The 22,111-nt window shown below is 71.7% G+C and carries 24 protein-coding genes; 15 read left to right on the forward strand and 9 right to left on the reverse strand.

The genetic code is table 11. From position 1 onward, the window contains the following. Nucleotides 1-2 precede the first annotated feature (2 nt). Nucleotides 3-1,001 (forward strand): c-type cytochrome biogenesis protein CcsB, encoded by a 999-nt coding sequence (ccsB, locus tag VGJ14_00660; protein ID HEY2830905.1) that lies wholly within the window; start codon nt 3-5, stop codon nt 999-1,001. A 4-nt stretch (nt 1,002-1,005) separates the two neighbouring features. Here the strand turns inward: ccsB and VGJ14_00665 are convergent, their stop codons facing one another. After that, nucleotides 1,006-1,344 (reverse strand): PLDc N-terminal domain-containing protein, encoded by a 339-nt coding sequence (locus VGJ14_00665; protein ID HEY2830906.1) that lies wholly within the window; start codon nt 1,342-1,344, stop codon nt 1,006-1,008. A gap of 136 nt (nt 1,345-1,480) precedes the next feature. Between VGJ14_00665 and VGJ14_00670 the strand changes: the two genes are divergently transcribed. Together VGJ14_00670 and VGJ14_00675 are read left to right on the forward strand one after the other, a co-directional pair. Further along, nucleotides 1,481-1,774, forward strand: coding sequence for a DUF4229 domain-containing protein (locus VGJ14_00670; protein ID HEY2830907.1), 294 nt, complete (start codon nt 1,481-1,483; stop codon nt 1,772-1,774). A gap of 253 nt (nt 1,775-2,027) precedes the next feature. Then, nucleotides 2,028-3,185, forward strand: a complete 1,158-nt coding sequence (locus VGJ14_00675) for a hypothetical protein (protein ID HEY2830908.1) — start codon at nt 2,028-2,030, stop codon at nt 3,183-3,185. Nucleotides 3,186-3,189: 4 nt separating this feature from the next. Here the strand turns inward: VGJ14_00675 and VGJ14_00680 are convergent, their stop codons facing one another. After that, on the reverse strand, nt 3,190-4,062 hold the full coding sequence (locus VGJ14_00680; protein HEY2830909.1) for a 1,4-dihydroxy-2-naphthoate polyprenyltransferase: 873 nt from the start codon (nt 4,060-4,062) through the stop codon (nt 3,190-3,192). Between the two features lie 49 nt (nt 4,063-4,111). On the opposite strand from VGJ14_00680, the gene VGJ14_00685 reads away from it, so the two are divergent. Then, complete coding sequence (locus VGJ14_00685) at nt 4,112-4,558, forward strand: universal stress protein (GenBank protein HEY2830910.1); 447 nt, start codon at nt 4,112-4,114, stop codon at nt 4,556-4,558. Nucleotides 4,559-4,566: 8 nt separating this feature from the next. On the opposite strand, the gene VGJ14_00690 is transcribed toward VGJ14_00685, so the two are convergent. Together VGJ14_00690 and VGJ14_00695 are read right to left on the reverse strand one after the other, a co-directional pair. Further along, the gene (locus VGJ14_00690) at nt 4,567-5,715 is read right to left on the reverse strand and encodes an AMP-binding protein (GenBank protein ID HEY2830911.1); all 1,149 of its coding nucleotides are present in this window, start codon (nt 5,713-5,715) and stop codon (nt 4,567-4,569) included. Next, entirely contained in the window at nt 5,716-6,627 is a 912-nt protein-coding gene (locus tag VGJ14_00695; protein ID HEY2830912.1) for a 1,4-dihydroxy-2-naphthoyl-CoA synthase, read from the reverse strand. Nucleotides 6,628-6,711: 84 nt separating this feature from the next. Here VGJ14_00695 and VGJ14_00700 point away from each other — a divergent pair, with 84 nt between their 5' ends. The 8 genes from VGJ14_00700 (at nt 6,712) to VGJ14_00735 (ending at nt 14,042) form a co-directional block, all read left to right on the forward strand. Then, nucleotides 6,712-7,674, forward strand: a complete 963-nt coding sequence (locus VGJ14_00700; GenBank protein ID HEY2830913.1) for an o-succinylbenzoate synthase — start codon at nt 6,712-6,714, stop codon at nt 7,672-7,674. Further along, nucleotides 7,671-9,350, forward strand: a complete 1,680-nt coding sequence (menD, locus tag VGJ14_00705) for a 2-succinyl-5-enolpyruvyl-6-hydroxy-3-cyclohexene-1-carboxylic-acid synthase (GenBank protein ID HEY2830914.1) — start codon at nt 7,671-7,673, stop codon at nt 9,348-9,350. The genes VGJ14_00700 and menD overlap by 4 nt, the downstream gene beginning before the upstream one ends. A gap of 11 nt (nt 9,351-9,361) precedes the next feature. After that, nucleotides 9,362-9,940 carry a signal peptidase II gene (lspA, locus tag VGJ14_00710; protein HEY2830915.1) on the forward strand — a complete coding sequence of 193 codons (579 nt, stop codon included), beginning with the start codon at nt 9,362-9,364 and terminating at the stop codon, nt 9,938-9,940. Further along, on the forward strand, nt 9,937-10,905 hold the full coding sequence (locus tag VGJ14_00715; protein ID HEY2830916.1) for an aldo/keto reductase: 969 nt from the start codon (nt 9,937-9,939) through the stop codon (nt 10,903-10,905). Before lspA ends, VGJ14_00715 begins: the two co-directional genes overlap by 4 nt. 104 nt (nt 10,906-11,009) lie before the next feature. Beyond that, the gene (locus VGJ14_00720) at nt 11,010-11,132 is read left to right on the forward strand and encodes a hypothetical protein (protein HEY2830917.1); all 123 of its coding nucleotides are present in this window, start codon (nt 11,010-11,012) and stop codon (nt 11,130-11,132) included. Continuing rightward, nucleotides 11,129-11,713, forward strand: a complete 585-nt coding sequence (locus tag VGJ14_00725) for a PRC-barrel domain-containing protein (protein HEY2830918.1) — start codon at nt 11,129-11,131, stop codon at nt 11,711-11,713. Before VGJ14_00720 ends, VGJ14_00725 begins: the two co-directional genes overlap by 4 nt. Next, on the forward strand, nt 11,713-12,147 hold the full coding sequence (locus VGJ14_00730; GenBank protein HEY2830919.1) for a hypothetical protein: 435 nt from the start codon (nt 11,713-11,715) through the stop codon (nt 12,145-12,147). The genes VGJ14_00725 and VGJ14_00730 overlap by 1 nt, the downstream gene beginning before the upstream one ends. A 77-nt stretch (nt 12,148-12,224) precedes the next feature. Continuing rightward, on the forward strand, nt 12,225-14,042 hold the full coding sequence (locus VGJ14_00735) for a long-chain fatty acid--CoA ligase (GenBank protein ID HEY2830920.1): 1,818 nt from the start codon (nt 12,225-12,227) through the stop codon (nt 14,040-14,042). A gap of 10 nt (nt 14,043-14,052) precedes the next feature. Here VGJ14_00735 and VGJ14_00740 read toward each other — a convergent pair whose 3' ends face one another. Then, entirely contained in the window at nt 14,053-14,775 is a 723-nt protein-coding gene (locus tag VGJ14_00740) for a hypothetical protein (protein ID HEY2830921.1), read from the reverse strand. A 163-nt stretch (nt 14,776-14,938) separates the two neighbouring features. Here VGJ14_00740 and VGJ14_00745 point away from each other — a divergent pair, with 163 nt between their 5' ends. Then, nucleotides 14,939-15,523, forward strand: coding sequence for a YbhB/YbcL family Raf kinase inhibitor-like protein (locus VGJ14_00745; GenBank protein HEY2830922.1), 585 nt, complete (start codon nt 14,939-14,941; stop codon nt 15,521-15,523). Between the two features lie 7 nt (nt 15,524-15,530). Here the strand turns inward: VGJ14_00745 and asnS are convergent, their stop codons facing one another. Together asnS and VGJ14_00755 are read right to left on the reverse strand one after the other, a co-directional pair. Next, nucleotides 15,531-16,940 carry an asparagine--tRNA ligase gene (gene asnS / locus VGJ14_00750; GenBank protein HEY2830923.1) on the reverse strand — a complete coding sequence of 470 codons (1,410 nt, stop codon included), beginning with the start codon at nt 16,938-16,940 and terminating at the stop codon, nt 15,531-15,533. Nucleotides 16,941-17,228: 288 nt separating this feature from the next. Continuing rightward, nucleotides 17,229-18,254 carry a DMT family transporter gene (locus VGJ14_00755; protein HEY2830924.1) on the reverse strand — a complete coding sequence of 342 codons (1,026 nt, stop codon included), beginning with the start codon at nt 18,252-18,254 and terminating at the stop codon, nt 17,229-17,231. On the opposite strand from VGJ14_00755, the gene VGJ14_00760 reads away from it, so the two are divergent. After that, nucleotides 18,253-19,647, forward strand: coding sequence for a PLP-dependent aminotransferase family protein (locus VGJ14_00760; protein HEY2830925.1), 1,395 nt, complete (start codon nt 18,253-18,255; stop codon nt 19,645-19,647). The genes VGJ14_00755 and VGJ14_00760 overlap by 2 nt on opposite strands. A gap of 19 nt (nt 19,648-19,666) precedes the next feature. On the opposite strand, the gene rpsD is transcribed toward VGJ14_00760, so the two are convergent. Next, nucleotides 19,667-20,275, reverse strand: a complete 609-nt coding sequence (gene rpsD, locus VGJ14_00765; protein HEY2830926.1) for a 30S ribosomal protein S4 — start codon at nt 20,273-20,275, stop codon at nt 19,667-19,669. A gap of 240 nt (nt 20,276-20,515) precedes the next feature. On the opposite strand from rpsD, the gene VGJ14_00770 reads away from it, so the two are divergent. After that, the gene (locus tag VGJ14_00770) at nt 20,516-21,448 is read left to right on the forward strand and encodes a DUF1524 domain-containing protein (protein ID HEY2830927.1); all 933 of its coding nucleotides are present in this window, start codon (nt 20,516-20,518) and stop codon (nt 21,446-21,448) included. Here the strand turns inward: VGJ14_00770 and VGJ14_00775 are convergent. Further along, entirely contained in the window at nt 21,445-21,999 is a 555-nt protein-coding gene (locus VGJ14_00775) for a hypothetical protein (protein ID HEY2830928.1), read from the reverse strand. The two genes, VGJ14_00770 and VGJ14_00775, sit on opposite strands and share 4 nt — an antisense overlap. Between the last annotated feature and the right edge of the window lie 112 nt (nt 22,000-22,111).

The following is a 22,111-nucleotide window of genomic DNA, read 5'->3' on the forward strand; positions in this document are numbered from 1 at the left end:
CCGTGCACGTGCACCACAACCTCGCGCACCTCAGCGACCGCTTCATCCACTTCTCGCTGTTCGTCTACGCGCTGGCGATGTTCGCGCTGTGCGCGGAATGGGCCTTCGACTCCCGGCGGTTCGCAACGGCGCCGGCCGCCGTGCCCGCGGCCCAACTCGTCGGGGTGGGCGCCCGTGGGGTGGACGCATCCGTCGCGCCGCCGGCCGCTCCGATCCGGCCGTCCCGAACCGAGACCGAGCGCGCGGAACGGTTCGGGCGCATCGGGATCTCGTTGACCACGCTGGGCTTCGGACTGCACTTCGCCGGCGTGCTCTGCCGCGGCCTGGCCGTACAGCGGGTGCCCTGGGGAAACATGTACGAGTTCTCCACCGCGGCGGCACTCGCCGCCGTGGGGGTGTTCCTGGTGCTGACCCGCCTCTACGACGTGCGCTGGCTCGGCGTATTCGTGATCGCCCCGGTGCTGCTCACCATGGGCCTTGCGGTCACCGTGCTCTACACCGACGCCGAGCAACTGCAGCCCGCACTGCAGTCCTACTGGTTGGTGATCCATGTGGTCGCCGCGGTCACCTCGGCCGGGGTGTTCACCGTGGGCGCGGCGGTCAGCGTGCTGTACCTGATCGTGGACCGCGCCGAGCGGCGCGCGGTGATGGGACGCGCTGTTAGCGGGCGGTTGGCCGAGCGGTTGCCCAGCGCGGCCGCGCTGGACCGGTTGGCCTACCGGATCCACGCGTTCGTGTTCCCGCTGTGGACGTTCGCGGTGATCGCCGGCGCGATCTGGGCGGAAAGTGCCTGGGGCCGGTACTGGGGCTGGGACCCCAAGGAGACCTGGGCATTCATCACCTGGGTGGTCTACGCCGCGTACCTACACGCGCGGGCCACCGCGGGTTGGAAGGGCCGTCGCGCCGCGGCGATCGCGCTGACCGGCTTCGGCTGCTTCCTGTTCAACTACTTCGTGATCAACCTCGTGGTCACCGGGTTGCACAGTTACGCCGGGACCTGACCGTTCAGTCGCGGGCGGTTTGCTCGCCGTCGGTGTCCGGGCCGGGTTCGCCGCGCAGCCGACGCTGCAGGTCGAGGCGGGCCTCGATATGCCGCATGAACTCGGGATCGTCGTCGGGCGCCGGGGCCGCGACCCTTGCCGGACGCGGCCGCTCCGGCGCCGGAGTGGCGACCTTGGGCCGACCCAACCAGAACCAGGCCAACGGACCGAACGCGAAGACCAGCGCGATCAGCAGCGCCCACACCGGCCGTGGCAACTGGCGCACATGCTTGGGGTCCGCCTGCGCCACCTCGACCAGCGCCCACACCATCACGACCACGCCGAGGAGCAGCAGTATGGCCATGCCACTCCTTCCGGTCGTTCTCCGCGGTTGGCGCAGAACTCCAGAATAGTGCCCGCCGGCCGCTGATCCGGGGCGTATCCGACGGCCGGCGCCCCGGTCGGCACCCAGATCCGGGCGTCGTGCTTTCATGGGCCGCGTGCAGTTGCCTCCCGCCGTGTCCTACTCGATCCGCCGGATCGCCCTGTTCCTGGCCACGTTGGCGTTGGCTGCGGCCAGCCTGCGTGGAGTAAATTTCTTTGCGGTGATTCTGGTCGCCACGCTCGTGTCCGGTGTGCTCAGTTATGTCCTGTTATCCGGGCCGCGGGAGCAGATGGCCAGGTCAGTGTCAGGTCGGGTGGGCCGACTCAGCGCCCGGATTGATGCTTCCGCCGCCCGTGAGGACGCCGCGCTGGATGCGCCCGAAGCGGCCCGGCCGGCCCCCGAGCAGTAAACCGTTCGGCGCAATCTAATTCCCCTTTCACCGGTTCGGGGCGAATTCTGCATTGTGACCACACGCCCGAAGTGCGCGAGTTAGCGTGCTGGTGAGGTGGGCCGCCCGGCCGAGCCGGGGCAAACAGCGTCAATGGCCCGGCATAGCCGGGACAGCACGGTCAACGTCATAGGGGGACGTCGTGGGTGGTAACGGACCGAGCTCGCGGATCACGCCCGAGCTCAATCTTTGGGCTCAGGCGGTCCGCGGGTCGATGCGCAGCCTGAAGCGGCGCCGCGAGATGGGCTACCGGCATGGGTCCGGTTGGGCCGCCGCCGAGCCGCACTACTACGAAGCCCGGGGCATGGCCGCGCCGGAGGGTGGCGTACCGGCCGTGCACATCCCGGCGCAGACCACGGCGGCCACCGCCTACCGGGTGCCCAAGCGTGCGGCGGGCGCGGCCTTTCTGGCCCGTCGGCGCACCGCGCTGACCGTGGTGGGCATCGTGGCCGGTGCCAGTGTCCCCGCATTCGCGCTGGTCGCCGCGCTGACCGCACCGTCCATGCACGCCGGTGACCTGAACAACGTCACCGCCGACGGCCCGTCGGTGAGCGTCCCGGCGCAGGGCGCCCGGGCCGACCAGCAGCCGGCCGTCACCACCCAGGATTCCGACGCCGCGCAGCAGGCAGCCGAGGTTGCCGCCGCTCAGCAGGCCGCCGACCAGCAGGCCGCCGACCAGCAGGCCGCGGCTGAGCAGGCCGCCGCCCGGGCGGCCTCGGAGGCGACCCGCTCCACCTCCGCCGCCGACCCGGCCGCCGTGGCCCCGGCCGCGCCCATGCAGCACAGCGCGCCGGCGCAGCACGCCGCAACCACGCCCAAGCACGTGATCACCAAGGCACCCGCGCACCCCGCCGCGCCCACGGTGCACAGCGAGCCGAGCAGGCCGACCAGGCCCGCGCGGTCGGACCAGCACGGTTCCCGGTCCGACGCCTCGCAGCACAGCTCGCACAGCTCGCACGCCTCGCATCACCCGAGCGTGCCCGCCACCTCTACCGGCGGGGCCACCTTCACCGGCACCGCGCCGTCCGCGCCCACATCCCCGACCACCCCGAGCGGGCCGTCGGTGACCCAGGACCCGGCCGACCCGGGGAACAACTCCTCTCCCCAGGACCCGGCGCAGGACCCGTCGAACCCGGACTACGGCGCGGACAACCCGTCGGCGCCCGCCCCGGCCACCCCCCAGCAGCCGGTGTCCGACCCGGCCACTCCGGCCGCTCCGGCCGCTCCGTCCGCGCCCGCGGCGCAGCCGGTCACCCAGCCGCCGGTCGCCACCAAGCACAGCGGCGAGCGGTTCGAGCCGCGGGACACCGAGCCCTCGATGCACTCGGACTCGCACGACAGCGGTGACCCGTCGCAGCCCACCAACGGCTGAGGAATCAACGGGAGAAAGACAGAGCCAGCGCGAGCAGCAGCCCGTAACTGAGTTGCGCGCGCGCCGTCCCGGCCAACGCCGGGATCAGATCACGACTGTGCGCCCCGCCGGTGACCGCGAGCACCGGCGGGCGCGCTGCTGGTAGGGCCAGTAACGCCAGCGCGGCCCATGGATGGCGGGGCAGCAGGGCCAGGACCACCGCGAACGGCAGCAGCAACAGCGCCACGAACAGCGTGCGGGTGCGCCGATCGCCGAGCACCACCGCCAGGGTCTTCTTGCCCACCTTGGCGTCGCCGGGCGCGTCACGCAGGTTGTTCACCACCAGCAGCGCGCAAGCGAGCATGCCGACCGGCACCGCCACCACCACCGACAACGCGGTGAGCTCCCCGAGCTGGGCGTACGTGGTGCCGAGCACGGCGACCAAGCCGAAGAACACGAAAACCGACAGCTCACCGAGCGCCCGGTAGCCATACGGCTTGCTGCCGCCGGTGTACCCCCAGGCCGCCGCCACCGCGGCGATGCCGACTCCGAGCAGCCACCAGGAGCTGGTGGCCGCCAGCACCAACCCGGCAATCCCGCCGACCCCGAACGCGGCGAAGGCGGCCGCCTTGACCTGCCCCGGCGGGGCCAGCTTGCCGCCGACCAACCGGGCCGGACCAACCCGCAGCTCGTCGGTGCCGCGCACCCCGTCGGAGTAGTCGTTGGCGTAGTTCACCCCCACCTGCATGGCCAGCGAGACCACCAGCGCCAGCAGCGCCTTCCACCACACCGCGCCGTGGGCCTCGGCAGCCGCCCCGGTGCCCACCGCCACCGGGGCCACCGCGGCCGGCAGCGTGCGCGGCCGGGCACCGGCCCGCCATTGCCCGCAGGTCGCCATGGTGCCAGTGTTCCAGGGGGCTTCGGCGCCTGGAACTGGAGGGATTCGGATGTACACCACGATCGTGGTCGGCACCGACGGGTCGCCCACCGCCACCCTGGCCGTGCAACGGGCGGCGGCGATCGCCGCCGGGTTGAGCGCTCATCTGCACGTCGTCAGCGCGCACCGACCGTCGGGCGCGGGCGTGATTGCCGGTGCCGAGGGTGCCTTCGCGGGCGCTCACGGCGCCGAATGGAATGCCGAATTGCGCAGCGGCCTGACCACCATGCTCGAGGCCGTGGTCAACGAGCTGGCCGCCGGTGGGGTCAAGGCCACCGGGCACGTCGTGGACGGGCATCCGGTGTCGGTGCTGTTGGACATGGCCAAAACGCTGCACGCCGATCTCGTCGTGGTCGGCAACAAGGGCATGAAGGGCGCCCGTCGCATGCTCGGCAGCGTGCCCAACGATGTGGCCCACAAGGCCGGTTGCGATGTGCTGATCGTCAGCACAACCTGATCGTCGCCTCAGGGCGAGGTCTCGACCGCGCGCCGCACCGCGACCCGGTCGACCTTGCCGGAGGGCAGCATCGGCAGCCCCGCCGCCACCCGGAACTCGCGTGGCACGTGCGCGCGCCCCAACGCGCCGGCGACCGCCGCACGCAGTGGTTCCGGGTCGGGCGGGACAGCCGGATCGGCCGGCACCAGCAGCGCGACCACGCGCATGCCCCATTCCGGATCCGGCCGGCCGACCACCGTCACCGCGGCGACCCCGGGTTGGCCGGCCAGCACGGCCTCCACCGCTTGGGCGGCAACGTTCACCCCGCCGGTGACGATCACGTCGTCGGCCCGGCCGTGGACGTGCAGTACCCCGGCGGCATCGAGGTGGCCGAGATCCGAGGTGGCGAACCAGGCGCCGTGAAATCCCGACGGCGGCGGTCCCAGGTAGCCGTGGCCCAGCACCGGGCCGGAGATGTGAATCAGACCGTCCTCGCTGATTTTGAGCCGCACGCCGGGCAGCGGCAGCCCGTCGTAGACGCACCCACCACACGTCTCGGTCATCCCATAGGTGCGCACCACGCGTGCCCCGGCGGCGGCGGCGCGCTCGGGCAACCCGACCGGGATCGGGCCACCGCCGAGCAGGATCGCGTCCAGGTCGGCCAACCCGACCCCGGCGTCCAACAAGCGGATCAACTGGGTGGGCACCAGCGCGCTGTACCGGCGGGTGCCGGCGTCCATGCGGGCCACCGCGGCCGCGAAGGCGTCCGGGCGGAACCCGTCGAGCATGTCCAGCGCCACCGACGCGACGTCGGCCGTGCGGCAGCGCACCAGCACGGTCAGCCCGGCGATGCGGGCCGGGGACATGGCCAGCAACCACTGGCCGGGACCGCCGAGGTGGGTGTGGGTGGCGGTGGCGGAGTACTCCAACGCGGCGGTGCCGATTCGCACGCCCTTCGGCTCCCCGGTGGAGCCCGAGGTGGGGACCACGACTGCGGTGTCCGCAGGGACGACGCCGGCGCACGACGCCATCAGGTGCGCGGCGACTTGTGCGCCGTGCACCCCGGCCGGCACCGGTAGCAGCGCCGGGCCGGCCCCGGTCAGCGCCGCGTCCAGGCCCGGCACCGGGTCGGCGGCCGTGGCGTCGACGACGACCGGGACGAGGTCGCGGGTGTCCACTCAGAAGTACCAGGGGAAGCGGGACCAGTCCGGTGCGCGCTTCTCCAGGAACGAGTCGCGACCTTCGGTGGCCTCGTCGGTCATGTACGCCAACCGCGTGGTCTCCCCCGCGAAGATCTGCTGGCCGACCAGCCCGTCGTCGATGAGGTTGAACGAGTACTTCAGCATCCGTTGCGCCGTGGGGCTCTTGCCGTTGATGATCCGCGCCCAGCGCAGCGCCTCGGTCTCCAGCTCGGCGTGCGGCACCACTTTGTTCACCGCGCCCATCCGGTACGCGTCCTCGGCGGAGTACTCCTGACCGAGGAAGAAGATCTGCCGGGCGAACTTCTGGCCGACCTGCCGGGCCAGGTACGCCGAGCCGTAGCCGCCGTCGAAGCTGCCCACGTCCGCGTCGGTCTGCTTGAACCTGGCGTGCTCGGCGGAGGCCAGCGCGAGGTCGGCGACGACGTAGAGGGAGTGCCCGCCGCCGGCCGCCCAGCCGGGGATCACCGCGATGACCACCTTGGGCATGAACCGGATCAGCCGCTGGCATTCCAGGATATGCAGTCGGCCGGCCCGCGCCGGGTCGACGGTCGCCGCGGTCTCGCCGCTGGCGTACCGGTAACCCGTGCGGCCGCGGATGCGCTGGTCCCCGCCGGAGCAGAACGCCCACACCCGGTCGCGCGGGGAGGGCCCGTTGCCGGTGAGCAGCACGCACCCGACGTCGCTGGACATGCGGGCGTGGTCCAGTGCCCGGTACAGCTCGTCGACGGTGTGCGGCCGGAACGCGTTGCGCACCTCGGGCCGGTGGAACGCGATGCGCACGGTGCCGGAGTCGACGGACCGGTGGTAGGTGATGTCGGTGAGGTCGAACCCCTCGACCGGCTTCCATGCGTCCGGCTCGAACAGCTCCGAAACCCCGTTGTCAGTCACCCCGCCACCGTATCCACGCGTGGCGTCCGGCCCACCCGCACCTATAACTACGGGTTGGCCGCACGCAACGGGGAGGATGGGTGGGTGCTGGAGGTCCACACGTATGCGATTCCGCTGCGCACCCGGTTCCGCGGGTTGACGGTGCGCACCGGGGTGTTGGTGCGGGGGCCGGTGGGGTGGGGAGAGTTCTCGCCGTTCGACGACTACGACGTCGCGTCCTCGGTGCCGTGGTGGCAATGCGCGCTGGAGGCGGCCACGGTTGGTTGGCCCGCGCCGGTGCGCGACCGGGTGCCGGTCAATGTCACGGTTCCGGCCTGCGAGCCCGACCGGGCTGCCGCGATCGTCGCCGCTCATCCGGGTGCGCACACCGCCAAGGTGAAGGTGGCCGAGGTCGGTCAGGCCCTTGCCGAGGACCTGCAGCGGGTGGGCGCGGTGCGCGATGCGCTCGGACCATGGGGACGCATCCGCGTCGACGCCAACGGCGGTTGGCCGGACCCGGACGCCGCCGCGGCGGCGATCCTCGCGCTGGACCGTGAGGTCGGACTGGAATACGTCGAGCAGCCCTGCGCCACCGTCGAGGAACTGGCCGCGGTGCGCCGATTGGTGGACGTGCCGATCGCTGCGGACGAGTCGATCCGGCGCGCGGCCGACCCGCTGCGGGTGGCCCGCGAGCACGCCGCGGACATCGCGGTGATCAAGGTGGCGCCGCTGGGCGGGGTGGCCGCCGCGCTGCGGCTGATCGAGCGGATCGGGCTGCCCGTGGTGGTGTCCTCGGCGTTGGAGACCTCGGTCGGCATCGCGGCCGGGGTGGCGCTGGCCGCGGCCCTGCCCGAGCTGCCCTACGCCTGCGGGCTGGCCACTGTTGCGCTGCTGGAGCGTGATGTGTGCGCGGACCCGTTGCTGCCGGTGGACGGGCACCTGGCGGTGCGTTCGGTCGTCCCGGACCCCGCCGCGCTGGCCGCGCTGGCCGCCCCCCACGATGTGACGGTGGCCTGGGAGCAGCGACTGACCGCCGTGCGCGCGGCCGCGGATGGGAGTACCCGTTGAACCCGTCGACTGCGCTGGCCCGGGTAGTGGTCGACGAGCTTGCCCGCTGCGGCGTCACCGAGGCGGTGCTGGCGCCGGGCTCGCGGTCCGGGCCGCTGGCATTGGCGCTGCACGACGACGAGTACATCCGGCTGCACGTGCGCATCGACGAACGCTCCGCGGCTTATCTGGCCATCGGCCTGGCCCGCGGGTCCGGCCGACCGGTGGCGGTGGTGTGCACGTCGGGCACCGCGGCCGCGGCCCTGCACCCGGCGGTGCTGGAGGCCGACCTGGGTCGCGTGCCGCTGCTGGTGCTGACCGCCGACCGGCCGCCGGAGCTGCGGGGTACCGGGGCCAGTCAAACCGTCGACCAGATCGGGCTGTTCGGACGGGCCGTGCGGATGTTCGCCGAGGTTGGCGTGGCGCAGCCGGTGGCCGGTCAGGTTGGCTACTGGCGTTCCCTGGTGGGTCGGGCCGTGGCTGCGGCCGAAGACGGGGGGCCGGTGCACCTGAACCTGGCGTTTCGCGAGCCGCTGGTGCCCGACGCCGACCTCTCCTGGCCGGAGTCGCTGGACGGGCGGGCGGACGACGCCCCGTGGGTGTCGAAGGACCGGGTGGAGCCGGCCTCCATGCCGGTGTCCGAGCTCCTCGGGCAGACGGTTCCGCAGCGCGGTGCGGTGGTGGCCGGGGACGGCGTGGTCACCCCGTCCGGGGTCATCGCTATGGCCAAGCACCTGGGCTGGCCGCTGTTCGCCGAGCCGACCAGCAACTCCCGGCTCGGGCCCAACGCGATCGCCGGCTACCCCTTGCTGCTGGCCGAGGAGTCGCTGGCGGCGGTGCCGCCCGACGTGGTGTTCACCGTGGGCCGACCGGGCCTGTCCCGCTCGCTGCTGAGCTGGCTCGGCCGGGCCGGCGCGCAGGTCGTGATGGACTACCCGTCGCCGGTCTGGCCGGACCCGACCCGCACCGCGAGTCGGGTATTGCCCAGGCCGCCGTTCCTCGACCTACCCTCCGCGGAGCCGACCGATTGGCTGCGGACCTGGCAGCGCGCCGGCCGCGTCGCCGCGGCCGTGCTGGACGCTGAATTCGACGCTGCGCGGTTGACCGAGGTCGGCGTCGCCGGGGTGCTCGGCGCGGCCCTGCCCGCGGGCAGCCTGCTGGTCTGCGGGCCCAGCCGACCCATCCGTGACGTGGACCTGACACTGCCCGCCCGCGACGACATCACGGTGGTGGCCAACCGCGGGGTGAACGGGATCGACGGCGTGGTGTCCACCGCGATCGGCGCGGCATTGGCACACCAGCGCGCATGCGGCGGCGGACACGCCGTCGCGCTGCTCGGCGACCTGACGTACCTCTACGACCGCAACGGCCTGCTGCTCGGCCCGGACGACCCGCGCCCGGACCTGGTGCTGGTGGTCGTGGACAACGACGGCGGCGGGATCTTCGGTACGCTGCCGCAGGCCGACCTGCCCGGCTTCGAACGCGTCTTCGGCACCCCGCACGGTCTCGACCTGTGCGCCGACGCCGCCGTGGCCGGTATCCCGGCGACCACTGTGACCACCAGGGCCGAACTCGAGGCCGCGATCAAACCCGGTCCCGGCCTGCGTCTGGTGCGGGTGCCCGTCGATCGGGCGGACACCGCGACCGGGTTGGCCGGTCTGCAGCAGCAGATCGGCGCGGCACTGCGACAGCCGTGAGACGCTGAGCCGTGGCCGACGGGGACGAGAGCACCGGGTCGCTGGTGGATTCGACCCCGCCCGCCGCACCGCCGGCGGGGTTGCGGCGCAGCCGGTTGGTGCTGCTGGGAGTGGCCGCCGCCGCGGTCTACGCCATTGACCTGACCACCAAGGTGATCGCGGTGCATCACCTTGCGCACCGCACGCGCCCGGTGACCATCGTCCACTCCGCGTTCGACCTGGAACTGGTGCGCAACCCCGGCGCCGCCTTCGGACTGGGGGTCGGCATGACGATCGTGTTCAGCGCGGTCAGCATCGCCGTCATCGCCGCGATCCTGCGCTACGCCTCCCGGCTGGGCAGTGCGTGGTGGGCGCTGGTGTTCGGCCTGGTGCTGGGGGGCGCGCTGGGCAACCTCACCGACCGAATCTTCCGTGACCCGGGCTTCGGCCGCGGGCACGTGGTCGACTTCCTGCACATCCACCATTGGCCGGTGTTCAACGTCGCGGACAGTGCGTTCACCGTTGCCGGTGCCATCGTGGTGCTGCTGGCCATCAACAACGTGCCCCTCGAGGGCCGCGCACAGCGCGGAGCGGGTACAACGGAAGCATGACCTCCCGCATCCCGCATCGTCCGCTCGGCCGCACCGACATCACCGTGGGGGCCATTGGCCTCGGCTGTATGAGCATGTCGTGGGCCTATGACCCGTCCCAGAAGGACGACGACGCATCCGTCGACACCATCCACGCCGCCATCGACGCGGGCGTCACGCTCATCGACACCGCACCGGCCTACGGGCCGCACCACAACGAGGAGCTGGTCGGTCGCGCGCTGGCCGGTCGCCGCGAGGAGGTCACGCTGGCCACCAAGCTCGGCCTGTACGTCGACCTGACCACGTTTGAGTTTCGCAAGGAGGGCCGTCCGGAAACCGTCGCGACCCAGGTGGAGGACTCGCTGCGCCGGTTGCAGACCGACGTCATCGACCTCTACCAACTGCACCGGGTGGACCCGAACGTGCCGATCGAGGAGACCTGGGCAGCGATGGCGGCGCTCGTCGAGCGCGGTCTGGTGCGGGCCCTCGGGCTGTCCGAGACCAGCGCCGAGGAGTGCGCCCGGGCGCACGCCGTCCACCCGGTGTCCTCGGTGCAGTCGGAGTTCTCGCTGTGGACCAGGGACGTTATGCAGAACGGCGTGCTGGCCTGGTGCGAGGCCAACGGGGCCACCTTCATCCCGTTCGCCCCGCTCGGCCGTGGCTTCCTCACCGGTGCGATCGGCGCGGACCACCAGTTCGAGGCCAACGACTTCCGGGCACGCAACCCACGTTTCGCCGACGATGCCCGGGCGGCCAACCAGCACTTGGTGGACGAGGTGCGCGCGGTGGCGGGCGAGCTGGACGCCTCGCCTGCCCAAGTGGCCCTGGCCTGGACCTTGGCCGGCTCTCCGGCGATCGTGCCGATTCCCGGCACCCGGCGTCGGGAGCGGGCGCTGGAGAACACCGCCGCGGCGAACCTGGTGCTGCCCGATCACCTGCTCAAGCGGCTCGACGAGCTGCCGGCACCGGTGGGCGCCCGCTACTGACGCCGGCCTGCGGTCCACCGTGATCGTAAGAAGCCGTTGAGCGGGTAGGGGTTCTTCGTTCCGCATCGGCGCCGGAGGTGCGCCGACGGAGGCGGAGGTATGCGGTGCACACGCTGGCGGTGCTGATCGTCGTCCTAGCCGTACTGATCGCGTTCGCGATGCTGGTCGGTCTCCTGCAGATGCGCCGCCGTCGCGGCGGCGTTGTCGGCATCGGACGCAACCGATGACCCTCGCGCACGCCGGCGCGCTGCACGGCCTGCCGGTGGTGACCCTGGCCGGGGATCGCGAGGCGCTGGTCAAGGACGTGGTGTTCGACCGCGCCGACGGACGGGTCACTGGCTTCACATTGAACAACCCCGGCCTGCTCAGTCGCTCTCGCAAGGATGCGTTGCCGATCGGTGCGGTGCACGGCTTCGGCGACGTCGCGGTGATCATTAGCGACCCTTCGGTGCTGGTGCCGATCGACGAGGTCGCCCCCGCCGCGGAACGGGAGCGTGCGGACGTGCTGCAGGGGCAGGTACTCACCGACGCCGGGCAGGAACTGGGCAAGGTCGTCGACGTGATCCTCGATTTGGGCGCGCGTCCGCCGGACGTGGTCGGCTACGAGATCGAGCCCGGTCCGGCATTGCCCGGACACGGCCGGCGGGTGCTGCTGCCGCTGCCGGTCACCGGCGCGGTCTCCGGGGAGCGGTTGATCATTCCCGCCGCCGCCACCGAGTTCGTGGCCGACGATTTGGGTGCGTTCGCGATGACCATGCAGGCCTTTCGCGAGCGCATGGCCACAGGTATGACGGAGGGTCAGAACTGATGCGGCTGCGCGAGACACGACAACGCGAGGTGGTGGACACCTCCAACGCCGCCGGCGTGGGGCGGGTGGACGGCGCGGTGCTGCAGCTGGACCCGCCACGGGTGCATGCACTGCGGCTGAGCAAGACCAAGGACGGCGCGCTGCTGTCCTGGTCGGACCTGACCGCCATCGGGCCCGACGCGGTGACCGTGCCGAACAAGAACGTGCTGCGCGAGGCCGTCGACTCCGCCGAGGCGGCCGCCGCGGACGCGGACCGGGACCTGTTGGACAAGCCGGCCCTCAGCGAGTTCGGCATGGACCTCGGTACCGTGCTGGACGCCGAGGTGGACCCGGACACCGGTGCGCTGCTGAGCATCGTCACCGACCGCGGCGAACTCGACCCGCAGCGGCTGCTCGGCGTTGGTGGCTACGCCGCGATCTTCCGCGACGGCTGACGGGCGCGGGAGAGCAGGCCGGCGCCGTGAGCCCGCCGCATAGGGTGGGGACGGTAGGCCGAGCTCGAGGAGTTGGCATGACAGCCGGCACGGACGCCGCCGCGTCGATTCCCGCCCTGTTCGCGCAACGGGTGGCCCAAACGCCCGACAGCCTCGCGTTCCGGTACCGCAGCGAGAACGGCTGGACGGACCTGACCTGGGCGCAGTCCGAGGTGCCGGTGCGTCAGCTGGCCTCCGGGCTGATCGCGCTCGGGGTGGGCGAGGAGAGCCGGGTGGCCATCCTGGCCGGTACCCGGTGGGAGTGGATCCTGGCCGATCTGTCGATCCTGGCCGCCGGTGGCGCGACCACCACGATCTACCCGTCGAACACCGCCGAGGAGTGCGCGTTCGTGATCGCCGACTCCGACTCGATTCTGGTGGTCGCGGAGAACGAGGCCCAGGTGGCCAAGTTGCGCACGGTCCGGGAGAAGATTCCCGCGGTGCGTCACGTGATCGTCATGGACGGCGACGCCGACGACGATTGGGTGCTGACGCTGGATCAGGTGCGTGCCGCCGGCGCCGAACTGGCCGCGGCCTCACCCGGTGAGTACGCCGCGCGGATCGCGGCCATAAAGCCGGAGCGACTGTCCACGCTGGTCTACACCTCGGGTACCACCGGCCGGCCCAAGGGCGTGGAACTGACCCACGACAACTGGGTGTACGTGGCCGAGGCCTCCCTCGCGCTGGACCTGGCCCGTTCCGATGACCTGCACTTCCTGTGGCTGCCGATGTCGCACGTGTTCGGCAAGGTGCTCGAGGTGATCATGATCGCCAACGGCACGCCGACGGTGATCGACGGCGCGGTGGACAAGATTGTGGCCAACCTCGGGGAGATCCGCCCGACGATCATGGCCGGCGCGCCCCGGGTGTTCGAGAAGGCGCACAACACGATCGTGTCCACGGTGCGCAATGAGGGCGGCGCCAAGCTCGCGTTGTTCCAGTGGGCCCGCGGGCTGGGCCTGGCCGCGAGTCGGGCCCGTCAGCAGGGCAAGTCCCCGTCGTTGGTCACCCGGGCGCAGTTGCTGCTCGCCGACCGGTTGGTGTTCGCCAAGATCCGCGGTCGGTTCGGCGGCCGGGTGCGCGCGTTCATCTCCGGTTCCGCGCCGCTGTCCGCGGAGATCGCTGAGTTCTTCGACGGCGTCGGCATGCCGATCCTGGAGGGCTACGGGCTCACCGAGTCCTCCGCGGCCAGCTTCGTCAACCGGCCGAACTCGGCGCGCTACGGCACCGTCGGACCGCCGCTGCCCGGCACCGAGGTGCGCCTCGCCGAGGACGGTGAGGTGCTTATTCGTGGCCGCGGCGTCATGCGCGGCTACCACGGGTTGCCCGAGGAGACCGCAGCCACGCTGCTGCCCGGCGGTTGGTTGGCCACCGGGGACATCGGGGAACTCGACGAGGCCGGCCGGTTGCGCATCACCGATCGCAAGAAGGAGCTGATCAAGACCTCGGGTGGCAAGTACGTGGCGCCCGCGCCGATCGAGGGCAGGATCAAGGCGGCGTGCCCGTTCGCGTCCAACGTGGTGGTGCACGGGGAGCGGCGCAACTTCTGCGTCGCGCTGCTCACCCTCGACCCGGACGTGACCCGGGCGTGGGCGGCGGTGCACGGCAAGTCGCAGGACGTGGCCGTGCTGGCCGAGGACGAGACGCTGCGCGCGGAGGTGCGCAAGGCCGTTGACTCGGTCAACGCCGACCTGCCCAGTTACTCCACCATCAAGGACTTCGCGATCCTGCCCGCCGATTTCACTGTGGAGAGCGGGGAGCTGACCGCGAGTCTGAAGGTGCGACGCAAGATCGTGGAAACCAAGTACGCCGACGTGTTGGACCGCTTCTACGTAGGTGCTGTCGAGCAAATCTGAGTTTGCGTCACTACTTCTGTGGCGTGGTCACTGTCGAGGCGGCCACCGAGCCGTGCGGCGTGGGCTGTTCCGGCGCGTTGCCGGTCGGCAGCACGATGCCCACGATCAGCGCGATCGCGGCCAGCGCGGTGAGCCAGGCCGCCATGCGGTTGCCCGCCCAACCGCCATAGTTCTCGGCGCCTTCGGCGCGCTGGGTGAGCCGCGCCGCCCGCCGGTGCTGGCGGGGCACACTCGGCTCCAGCCGGCGCAGGAACACCTTCTCGGTGTGGTTGCGGGTGATCGCCCGCAGGTTCGCGAACGGGGCGAGCACGCCCCACCAACCGCGCCGCAAGGTCTCCCGCTGCACCCGCTGGTAGGTGGCCAGGCCGCAGGTGCGGCACAGCAGTGCGTTGTGCACCGTGCTGCGGGCGCGTAGACCGCCGGGGGCCACGGAGTGCAGGCTGACCCGTACCGCCGGCGTGGCGGTGCACTGCCGGCAGCCGCGCGCCCGGCGCGGGAACAGGACGCCGTGCTCATGCGCCTGCTCGATCGCGTGCCAGGCCAGGTCCAGTTCGTGGTGGCACAGGTCGGCGGATACGGCGCGGGCGGCGGCGGAGTTGCCGGCGTCGTGGTTCTGCTCGGTGGCCGTCTCGGAGAGCAGAGCGGCCCAGATCAGGTAGGCATCACGTGCTTGGGCGAGGGTGGCGTCGTCATCGAGCCCGAGCGTGGCGTATGCACGCCGAAGTTCCCTCACGTCCATGTGCCGCCCCCGCGAACCACTGCTCCCCTGGATCCCTTTGTTGTAGGGGATTTCCCCGTCCGCCCGGGGCGGTTTGCCGGCATACCGTCCGAACGACCGATGCCCGGCCCATCCGGGTGGGTTGAGTTGGCTCGGGCAGGCCGGGACAATTCGGGGCATGAGACCCACAACGCCATTGATGCTGACCGCGGCCCTACTCCTGGCCGGCTGCGGTTCGGGCTCGTCGAACGCGTCGAACAACACGGCGGCCACCTCGGTGCCGACGGTTCCGACGCCGTCGGTCGCGCCCAGCTCGTCCATCCGGGTCAGCGTCGACGCGTTCACCGACGGCGCCACCATCCCGGAGGAGTACACCTGTCGGGGCGCGGGCAAGCGGCCGGTGGTCAGCTGGACCGGGGTACCCAGCGGGGCGACGTCGACCGCACTCGCGGTGACCGACCCGGACGCGCCCACCGGGGAGTACCTGCACTGGCTGGTATTCGACCTGGCGCCGGACTCGAGCGGTCGGCTGGCCGCAGGGCCGGTGACCTCACCCGCGAAGGAGGCGGACAACAGCGGCGGCACGCCCGGCTGGAAGGCGCCCTGCCCGCCCAAGGGCACCGGCACGCACCACTACCACGTCACCGTGTTCGCGGTGGCGGGCACGATCACGGCCGGTGATTCAAAGGCAGAACTCGCCGCGGTCCGCAAGCAGGCCACGGCGCAGGGCGAGATCGTCGGTCTGGTGGCCGCGCAGTCCTGACAGCGTCTTAGAAGTCCGCGTTGCGCGGAGTGCGTGGGAACGGGATCACGTCGCGCACGTTGGTCATGCCGGTGGCGTAAACCATGGTGCGCTCGAAGCCCAGGCCGAACCCGGCGTGCGGCACGGTCCCGTAGCGGCGCAGGTCCCGATACCACCAGTAGTCGTCGCGGTTCAGCCCCATCTCGTCCAGCCGCGCGTCGAGCACGTCCAGGCGCTCCTCGCGTTGCGAGCCGCCGATGATCTCCCCGATGCCCGGTGCCAGCACGTCCATCGCGGCCACCGTGCGGCCATCGTCGTTGGCGCGCATGTAGAACGCCTTGATATCGCGCGGGTAGTTCATCAGCACCACGGGGCGGCCGACGAGTTCCTCGGTGAGGTAGCGCTCGTGCTCGGACTGCAGGTCGGCGCCCCAGGCCACCGGGAACTCGAACTTCGTGCCGGCTGCCACGGCTTTTTCCAATGCGGCGATGGCGTCGGTGTAGGTCATCCGCTCGAAGCTGGACTCGACGAAGCTCTCCAGCCGGCTGATGCAGTCCGGGTCGATGCGCTCGGCGAAGAAGGCGAGGTCGTCGCCGCGTTCGTCGAGCACCGCGCGGAACAGGTATTTCAGGAACGCCTCGGCCAGGTCGGCGTCGGCGGTGAGATCGGCGAAGGCGATCTCCGGTTCGATCATCCAGAACTCGGCCAGGTGCCGCGCGGTGTTGGAGTTCTCCGCGCGGAACGTCGGGCCGAACGTGTAGACCTTGCTCATCGCCAGGCAGTACGTCTCCACGTTCAGCTGGCCGGACACGGTCAGGTGCGCCTCGCGGCCGAAGAAATCCTCGTTGAAGTCGACCTTGCCGTCCGGGGTGCGCGGCAGGTTGGCCAGGTCGAGGGTGGACACCCGGAACATCGCCCCGGCGCCCTCGGCGTCGTTCGCGGTGATGATCGGGGTGTGGATCCAGAAGAAGCCGCGGTCGTTGAAGAATCGGTTCACGGCCATCGACAGGCAGTGCCGGACCCGGGTGACGGCGCCGAAGGTGTTGGTGCGGGCGCGTAGGTGCGCGATCTCCCGCAGGTACTCGAACGTGTGCTGCTTGGCGGCGGCGGGATAGGTGTCCGGGTCGTCCACCCAGCCGAGCACCTCGACCCGGCTCGCGTCCACCTCGACGCTCTGCCCCTTGCCCTTGGACTCCGCCACGGTGCCGGTGACCACCACCGAACAGCCCGTGGTCAGTCGAGTGATCTCATTGGCGTAGTTGTCCAACTCGGGTCGCGCGACCACCTGCAGGGTGGCGAAACAGGAGCCGTCGTGCACGGCGAGGAACGACAGCCCCGCCTTCGCGTCCCGCCGCGTCCGCACCCACCCCTGCACGGTCACGGTGTCGCCGACCCCGGCGTCGCCGCGGAGAACCTCGGAGATCATCAACGTGGTCACCGGGGCAGCCTAGCCGGCAGGTACCTCAGCCCACCCGCGTGATGTCCGGCCAGACCCGGCGGTGGATGCGCAGCACCTCCGCATCCACTCGCGCCGCCGCGTAGGGCCGGTGCTCCCCTACCGAAAGCCTCGCCCGAGGCGCTTCTCTCCGCTCATTCATGAGCGCAGCGGGCTCTGTCATACGCGGGGCGTCACTTTCGGGGCTCTGGGGGCCCCGAGAATGACGCCCCACGTATGACAGTCACGTCCGACGCCACGCGCCGCGCCGCCGCCGGTGGCGTGGATCCCCTAGTGGCCGGTTCGCCACCAATCGGCATCGGCCATCGACCGCAGCGCCCACGCCTGCCCGAACCGTCGGCGCTCGGATTTCAGCGAGGGAAACGGCGCGTGGCCGAGGGATTGGCCCGCGGCGGTCGGAGCCGACGCCCGCTTCCCCATGACCACCGCGCCCAGCACGACCAGCGCGGTGAGCACCGCGGCGGGTTGCACGGCCTCGCCGAAGAAGGCCGCCGACCAGATCATGGTCAGCACCGGCTGCGCCAATTGCAGCCGACCCACTCGCGCCAGGCCGCCGCGGGCCAGCCCGGCGTACCAGGCGAAGAACCCGCCCCACATGCTGATCGCGCCGACATAGGCCAGGCCCGCCACCGCGCCGCTGGTGACGTGCTCGGGGCGCCGCAGCGCCAGGGAGAGCGCGGTCAGCGGCAACGACAGCGGCAGCACCAGCAACACCGCCCAGCAGATCACCCGCCACCCGCCGTGCCGGCGCGCCAGAATCGCGCCCTCGGTGTAGGAGATGCCCGCGGCCAGCATCGCGCCCAGCAGGTAGCCGTCGGCCGGCGTCGGGCGGCCGGCACCCTGCACGGCGGCGAAGCAGAGCACCGCGGCCAGGCCAACGCCGGTGGCCGGCCAATAGCGGCGATCGGGTCGCTCGCCGGCCCGAAGCACGGCAAGCCCCGCGGTGATCGCTGGGATCAGCCCGGCCATCGCGGCTGCGTGCGTGCTGTCCACGTCGCGCAGCGCGAGCGTGGTCAGCAACGGGAAGGCGAACGTGGCGCCGACGGCGACCACGGCGATCTGTCCGGTGGCCTCGCGAGGTGGATGGGGCTCATGACGCATCGCCAACAGCACCGCGGCCAACACGCCGGCCGCCGCGGCCCGGGCGGTCACCACCGTCACCACGCCAAAGGCGGGCTCCGCGGCCCGAGTGGCCGGGAAGGTGAGGCTGAAGGCGAGGACGCCGAGCGCGCCGAGAAGGATTCCGCCGCGATGCGCTTCCCTACCGACCGCGGATGCGCTTTCCTTGTGTCCCATGAACTACGATAGCGGAGCCGATGCGCTTCTCCTAGAGCTGGAGCGAATCACGCGGGATTCTCCGCCCCAGACGCAACTTCCCGCCACGCGTGAGCTGCAGAAGCGCTTCCGCGTCAGCGCGCTGACCACGCAACGAGTGCTGGCCGCGCTCGCGGCCCGTGGGCTGCTGGTGACCCGGCCGGGGCGGGGCACGTTCACCGCCGCGGCACCCACGCCGGGTCGGGCGTTGGACCCGTCCTGGCAGGTGCTGGCGTTGGGCGCCCGACCCGAGCTGGCCGTCGAACTGGACGACCTGTTGGCCCCGGTGCCGGCGGGGACGGTCTCGCTGGTGACCGCATTCCTGGACCCGTCGCTGCAGCCGCTGGGGCTGCTGCAGGCCGCGGCCGGTCGGGCGGCGCGGCGTCCCGGCTCCTGGGCGCATCCCAGCGCCGAGGGTCTGCCCGAACTGCGCGCACACCTGGCCGCCGAGCTCGGGCCCGGCCACCGCGCGGACGACGTGCTGATCGCCCCGGGCGGGCAGGCCGCATTGGCCGCGGCGTTCCGCTACCTCGCCGCGCCTGGCGACCCGGTCGTGGTCGAATCGCCCACCTACCCCGGCGCGCTGGCCGCGGCTCGCAACGCCGGGCTGCGCCTGGTGCCGGTGCCCACCGATGCGGACGGCGTGCTGCCCGACGCGCTGGAGGAGGCACTGACCCGCAGCGGTGCCCGGCTGGTCTACCTGCAGCCCCGGCACGCCAACCCCACCGGCGCGACGCTGTCCGCCGACCGGCGCGACCCGGTGCTGGCCGCGGTCACCCGCGCGGGGGCGTTTCTGGTCGAGGACGACTGGGTGCGCGACCTGGACCTGGACGGCCCTACGCCGCCGCCCCTGGCCACCCGCGATTCGCACGGCGCGGTGGTGCACATCCGCTCGCTGACCAAGCCCGTCGCCGCCGGGCTGCGGGTCTCCGGCCTGATTGCCCGCGGGCCGGTGCTGGCCCGGCTGCGCCGTGGCCGACTGTGCGACGACCTGTTCGTCTCCCCGCTGCTGCAGCAGATTGCCGTCGACGTGCTCACGGCGCCGGGCTGGCCGCGGCATCTGGCCGGGGTCCGGCGTGTGCTGCGTGAGCGGCGTGCCGCCCTGCTGCAGGCGGTACTGGGCCTGCCCGGTGTGGAATCGGTGGGCACCCCCCGTGGCGGTGTGCACCTGTGGGTGCGGCTGCCCGCCGGCGTGGAGGAGCGCACGCTGGTGGAGGCAGCCCGCCGGCACGGCGTCGCGGTCGGCGCGGGCCGCGCCTATGTCGCCGGTGAACCGGACGCCGCCCACCTGCGCCTCAGCTACGGCGCCGCGGCGCCCGAGACCCTGCGCGAGGGCGTCGCCCGGCTCGGGACGGCGTTGCGCGAGGTCAGCTGACGTAAGAGGGGGCGGGGTACTAGCGGGAGTAGTACTCGACCACCAGCTGCTCGTCACACACGATGGGGATCTCGGAGCGGACCGGCGGGCGTTCCAGGCGGAATTTCAGATCGTCGTGGTTCACCTGCAGGTACGGCGGGATGACCTCGGCGGCGTTCGCACCCGCGGCGGCCACCTGGAAGTTCTTCTTGTTCCGGCTGCGGTTGGCCACGGCGACCACGTCGCCGGGCTGCACCCGGTAGGACGGACGGTCCACCCGGGAGCCGTTCACCTCGAGGTGCTGGTGGGTGACCATCTGGCGGGCCTGGTAGATGGTGCGGGCCAGACCGGAGCGCAGCACCAGGGCGTCCAGTCGGGTCTCCAGGTCGACGATGAGCACCTCACCGGTCTTGCCGGTGTGCGCGTGGGCGTGCTCGAAGGCGCGGCGCAGCTGGGTCTCGGAGATGTCGTACTGCGCGCGCAGGCGCTGCTTCTCCAGCAGACGGGTCTTGTAGTCCGAGGTCTGCTTGCGACCACGGCCGTGCACGCCCGGCGGGTAGGGGCGGGCCTCGAAGTACTTCACGCACTTCGGGGTCAGCGGGATGCCCAGTGCGCGGGACAGCTTGGCCTTGGGTCGGGAGTTGTTCACGTCGGTGGTCTCCGTCGGTCGCGTGTGTGCGTCTGCGTGCGGGCAAGGGAAAAAGTGCAGCGTCGGTCCGGAGGGACCTCCGGTGGCACGATGTGCCTCCACCGGGCTGCACTTCCAAGGCCCCGGAGAACCGGGATGCCTGCATGGTGCGGGGCGCCACCACAGGGCGGCGCCGGGCCAGCCTAGGGCACCGGCCCGGACGGGAGCGAATCGGGCCGACGGGGGCCTACCGTGACCAGCGTGATCCGGCGCCGGAGGTGGACCTTCGTCGCCGCGATGCTGGCGCTGAGCTTGAGCGGCTGCGGCGGCGCGGGAGGTTCGGCGGGGTCGGCGAGCGGGTCCAGCGCGGAGCCGAACCCGCCGGCCACCGGCCCGGCGAACACGGCACCGGCCTCCGGAACCGCGGCCGCGCTGCTCGCCACGCTGGCGGTGAAGGGGCGCGCGCCGATGACCGGCTACAGCCGGGAACAATTCGGCCAGGCCTGGGCCGACGTGGACCGTAACGGCTGCGACACCCGCAATGACGTGTTGCGCCGGGACCTCACCGGCCTCGCGTTGCGTCCGGGCACGCACGACTGTGTGGTGGTGTCCGGGACGCGCGCCGATCCCTACACCGGGCAGGACCTGCACTACGTCCGGGGCGGCAGCGTCGGCGTGGACATCGACCACGTGGTCGCGCTCGGTGACGCCTGGGCCACCGGGGCGCAGTACTGGCCGGTGGCCGAACGCATCGCGTTGGCCAACGACCCGGGGAATCTGCTCGCGGTGGACGCCTCGGCGAACCGGCAGAAGGGCGACGCGGACGCGGCCAGTTGGCTGCCGCCGCAGAAGTCCTATCGATGTGCCTATGTAGCGCGGCAGGTCGCGGTGAAGGCCAAGTACGGGTTGTGGGCCACCGCCGCCGAGCGGGACGCAATCGGTCGGGTGCTCACCACCTGCCCGGTCCAACCGGCGCCGGCGGTCGGCCTGATGGTGCTTGCCGCGCCGGGGTTAGGTGTGGTGCCGACCGCATCGGCAACGCCGCGGTCGTCCACCACGTCCGCGGGGACTGACCCGCAATTCGCCACCTGTGCCGAGGCGCGTGCACACGGGTATGGGCCTTACACCAGAGCCGACACGGAGTATGGCTGGTACCGCGACGCCGATGGCGACGGGACGGTCTGCGAGAGCTAACTGCTGCCGTTCTCCGGGGCCAGGTCCGCGCAGGCCAGCTTGGGCGGGTTGAGTTCCTGCAGGGTCTGATCCGGTGACTTCTGCATGTAGATCACCACTGACTTGGCCGCCGAGCCGTCCCCGTCCACGGTCTTGTCGGCGGTGATCCCGGTGAGTTTCGCGCCGTGTCGGTCGACCTCAAAGGTGATGTCGAAGCGCACGGTGTTCGGCGGTTGATCGCTCCCGGCAGGGTCGAACTTGAAATGCGGGCCGCCCGGATCGGTGGCCGAGCAGGAGTCCGCATGCAACCACCCGAAGTACTGGCCATTGTTGTCCAGACCCGCGGCGGTGATAGTGATTCGGGTCTTGCCGTGCCCGACGACCATCTCGGTCAAGCCGACGACCGCGTCGATGTTCTTCGGCGCGGCGGGCAGGTTCGCGAAGCTGCCCTCAAAGCTTTTGTTCGCCGGGTCGGAGGCCACCAGGTCGGTCGGTGCCTTGCTCCCACCACCGCATCCGGCCAGCAGCGTCACAGCAGCGAGCGCCGCCGCCGGCGTCGCGCGCATCTTCATACCCGGACGTCTCCAAACTCCGCTCGGCGAACTCCGCGCGGGCCATGCTAGAGCCGCTTCCTTTGGCGGACGCGGAGCACGCCGCGCACGGGCCGCGAACGTGGCCGCTCAC

Source organism: Sporichthyaceae bacterium (assembly GCA_036493475.1).
Classification (GTDB): Bacteria; Actinomycetota; Actinomycetes; order Sporichthyales; family Sporichthyaceae; genus DASQPJ01.

Coding starts and splice junctions, on each gene's coding strand:
- VGJ14_00665 (HEY2830906.1), bottom strand. CDS start 1,344: ATGGCCATACTGCTGCTCCTCGGCGTGGTCGTGATGGTGTGGGCGCTG.
- VGJ14_00675 (HEY2830908.1), top strand. CDS start 2,028: ATGCGCAGCCTGAAGCGGCGCCGCGAGATGGGCTACCGGCATGGGTCC.
- VGJ14_00680 (HEY2830909.1), bottom strand. CDS start 4,062: ATGGCGACCTGCGGGCAATGGCGGGCCGGTGCCCGGCCGCGCACGCTG.
- VGJ14_00685 (HEY2830910.1), top strand. CDS start 4,112: ATGTACACCACGATCGTGGTCGGCACCGACGGGTCGCCCACCGCCACC.
- VGJ14_00715 (HEY2830916.1), top strand. CDS start 9,937: ATGACCTCCCGCATCCCGCATCGTCCGCTCGGCCGCACCGACATCACC.
- VGJ14_00725 (HEY2830918.1), top strand. CDS start 11,129: ATGACCCTCGCGCACGCCGGCGCGCTGCACGGCCTGCCGGTGGTGACC.
- VGJ14_00730 (HEY2830919.1), top strand. CDS start 11,713: ATGCGGCTGCGCGAGACACGACAACGCGAGGTGGTGGACACCTCCAAC.
- VGJ14_00735 (HEY2830920.1), top strand. CDS start 12,225: ATGACAGCCGGCACGGACGCCGCCGCGTCGATTCCCGCCCTGTTCGCG.
- VGJ14_00745 (HEY2830922.1), top strand. CDS start 14,939: ATGAGACCCACAACGCCATTGATGCTGACCGCGGCCCTACTCCTGGCC.
- VGJ14_00760 (HEY2830925.1), top strand. CDS start 18,253: ATGAACTACGATAGCGGAGCCGATGCGCTTCTCCTAGAGCTGGAGCGA.
- VGJ14_00755 (HEY2830924.1), bottom strand. CDS start 18,254: ATGGGACACAAGGAAAGCGCATCCGCGGTCGGTAGGGAAGCGCATCGC.
- VGJ14_00775 (HEY2830928.1), bottom strand. CDS start 21,999: ATGAAGATGCGCGCGACGCCGGCGGCGGCGCTCGCTGCTGTGACGCTG.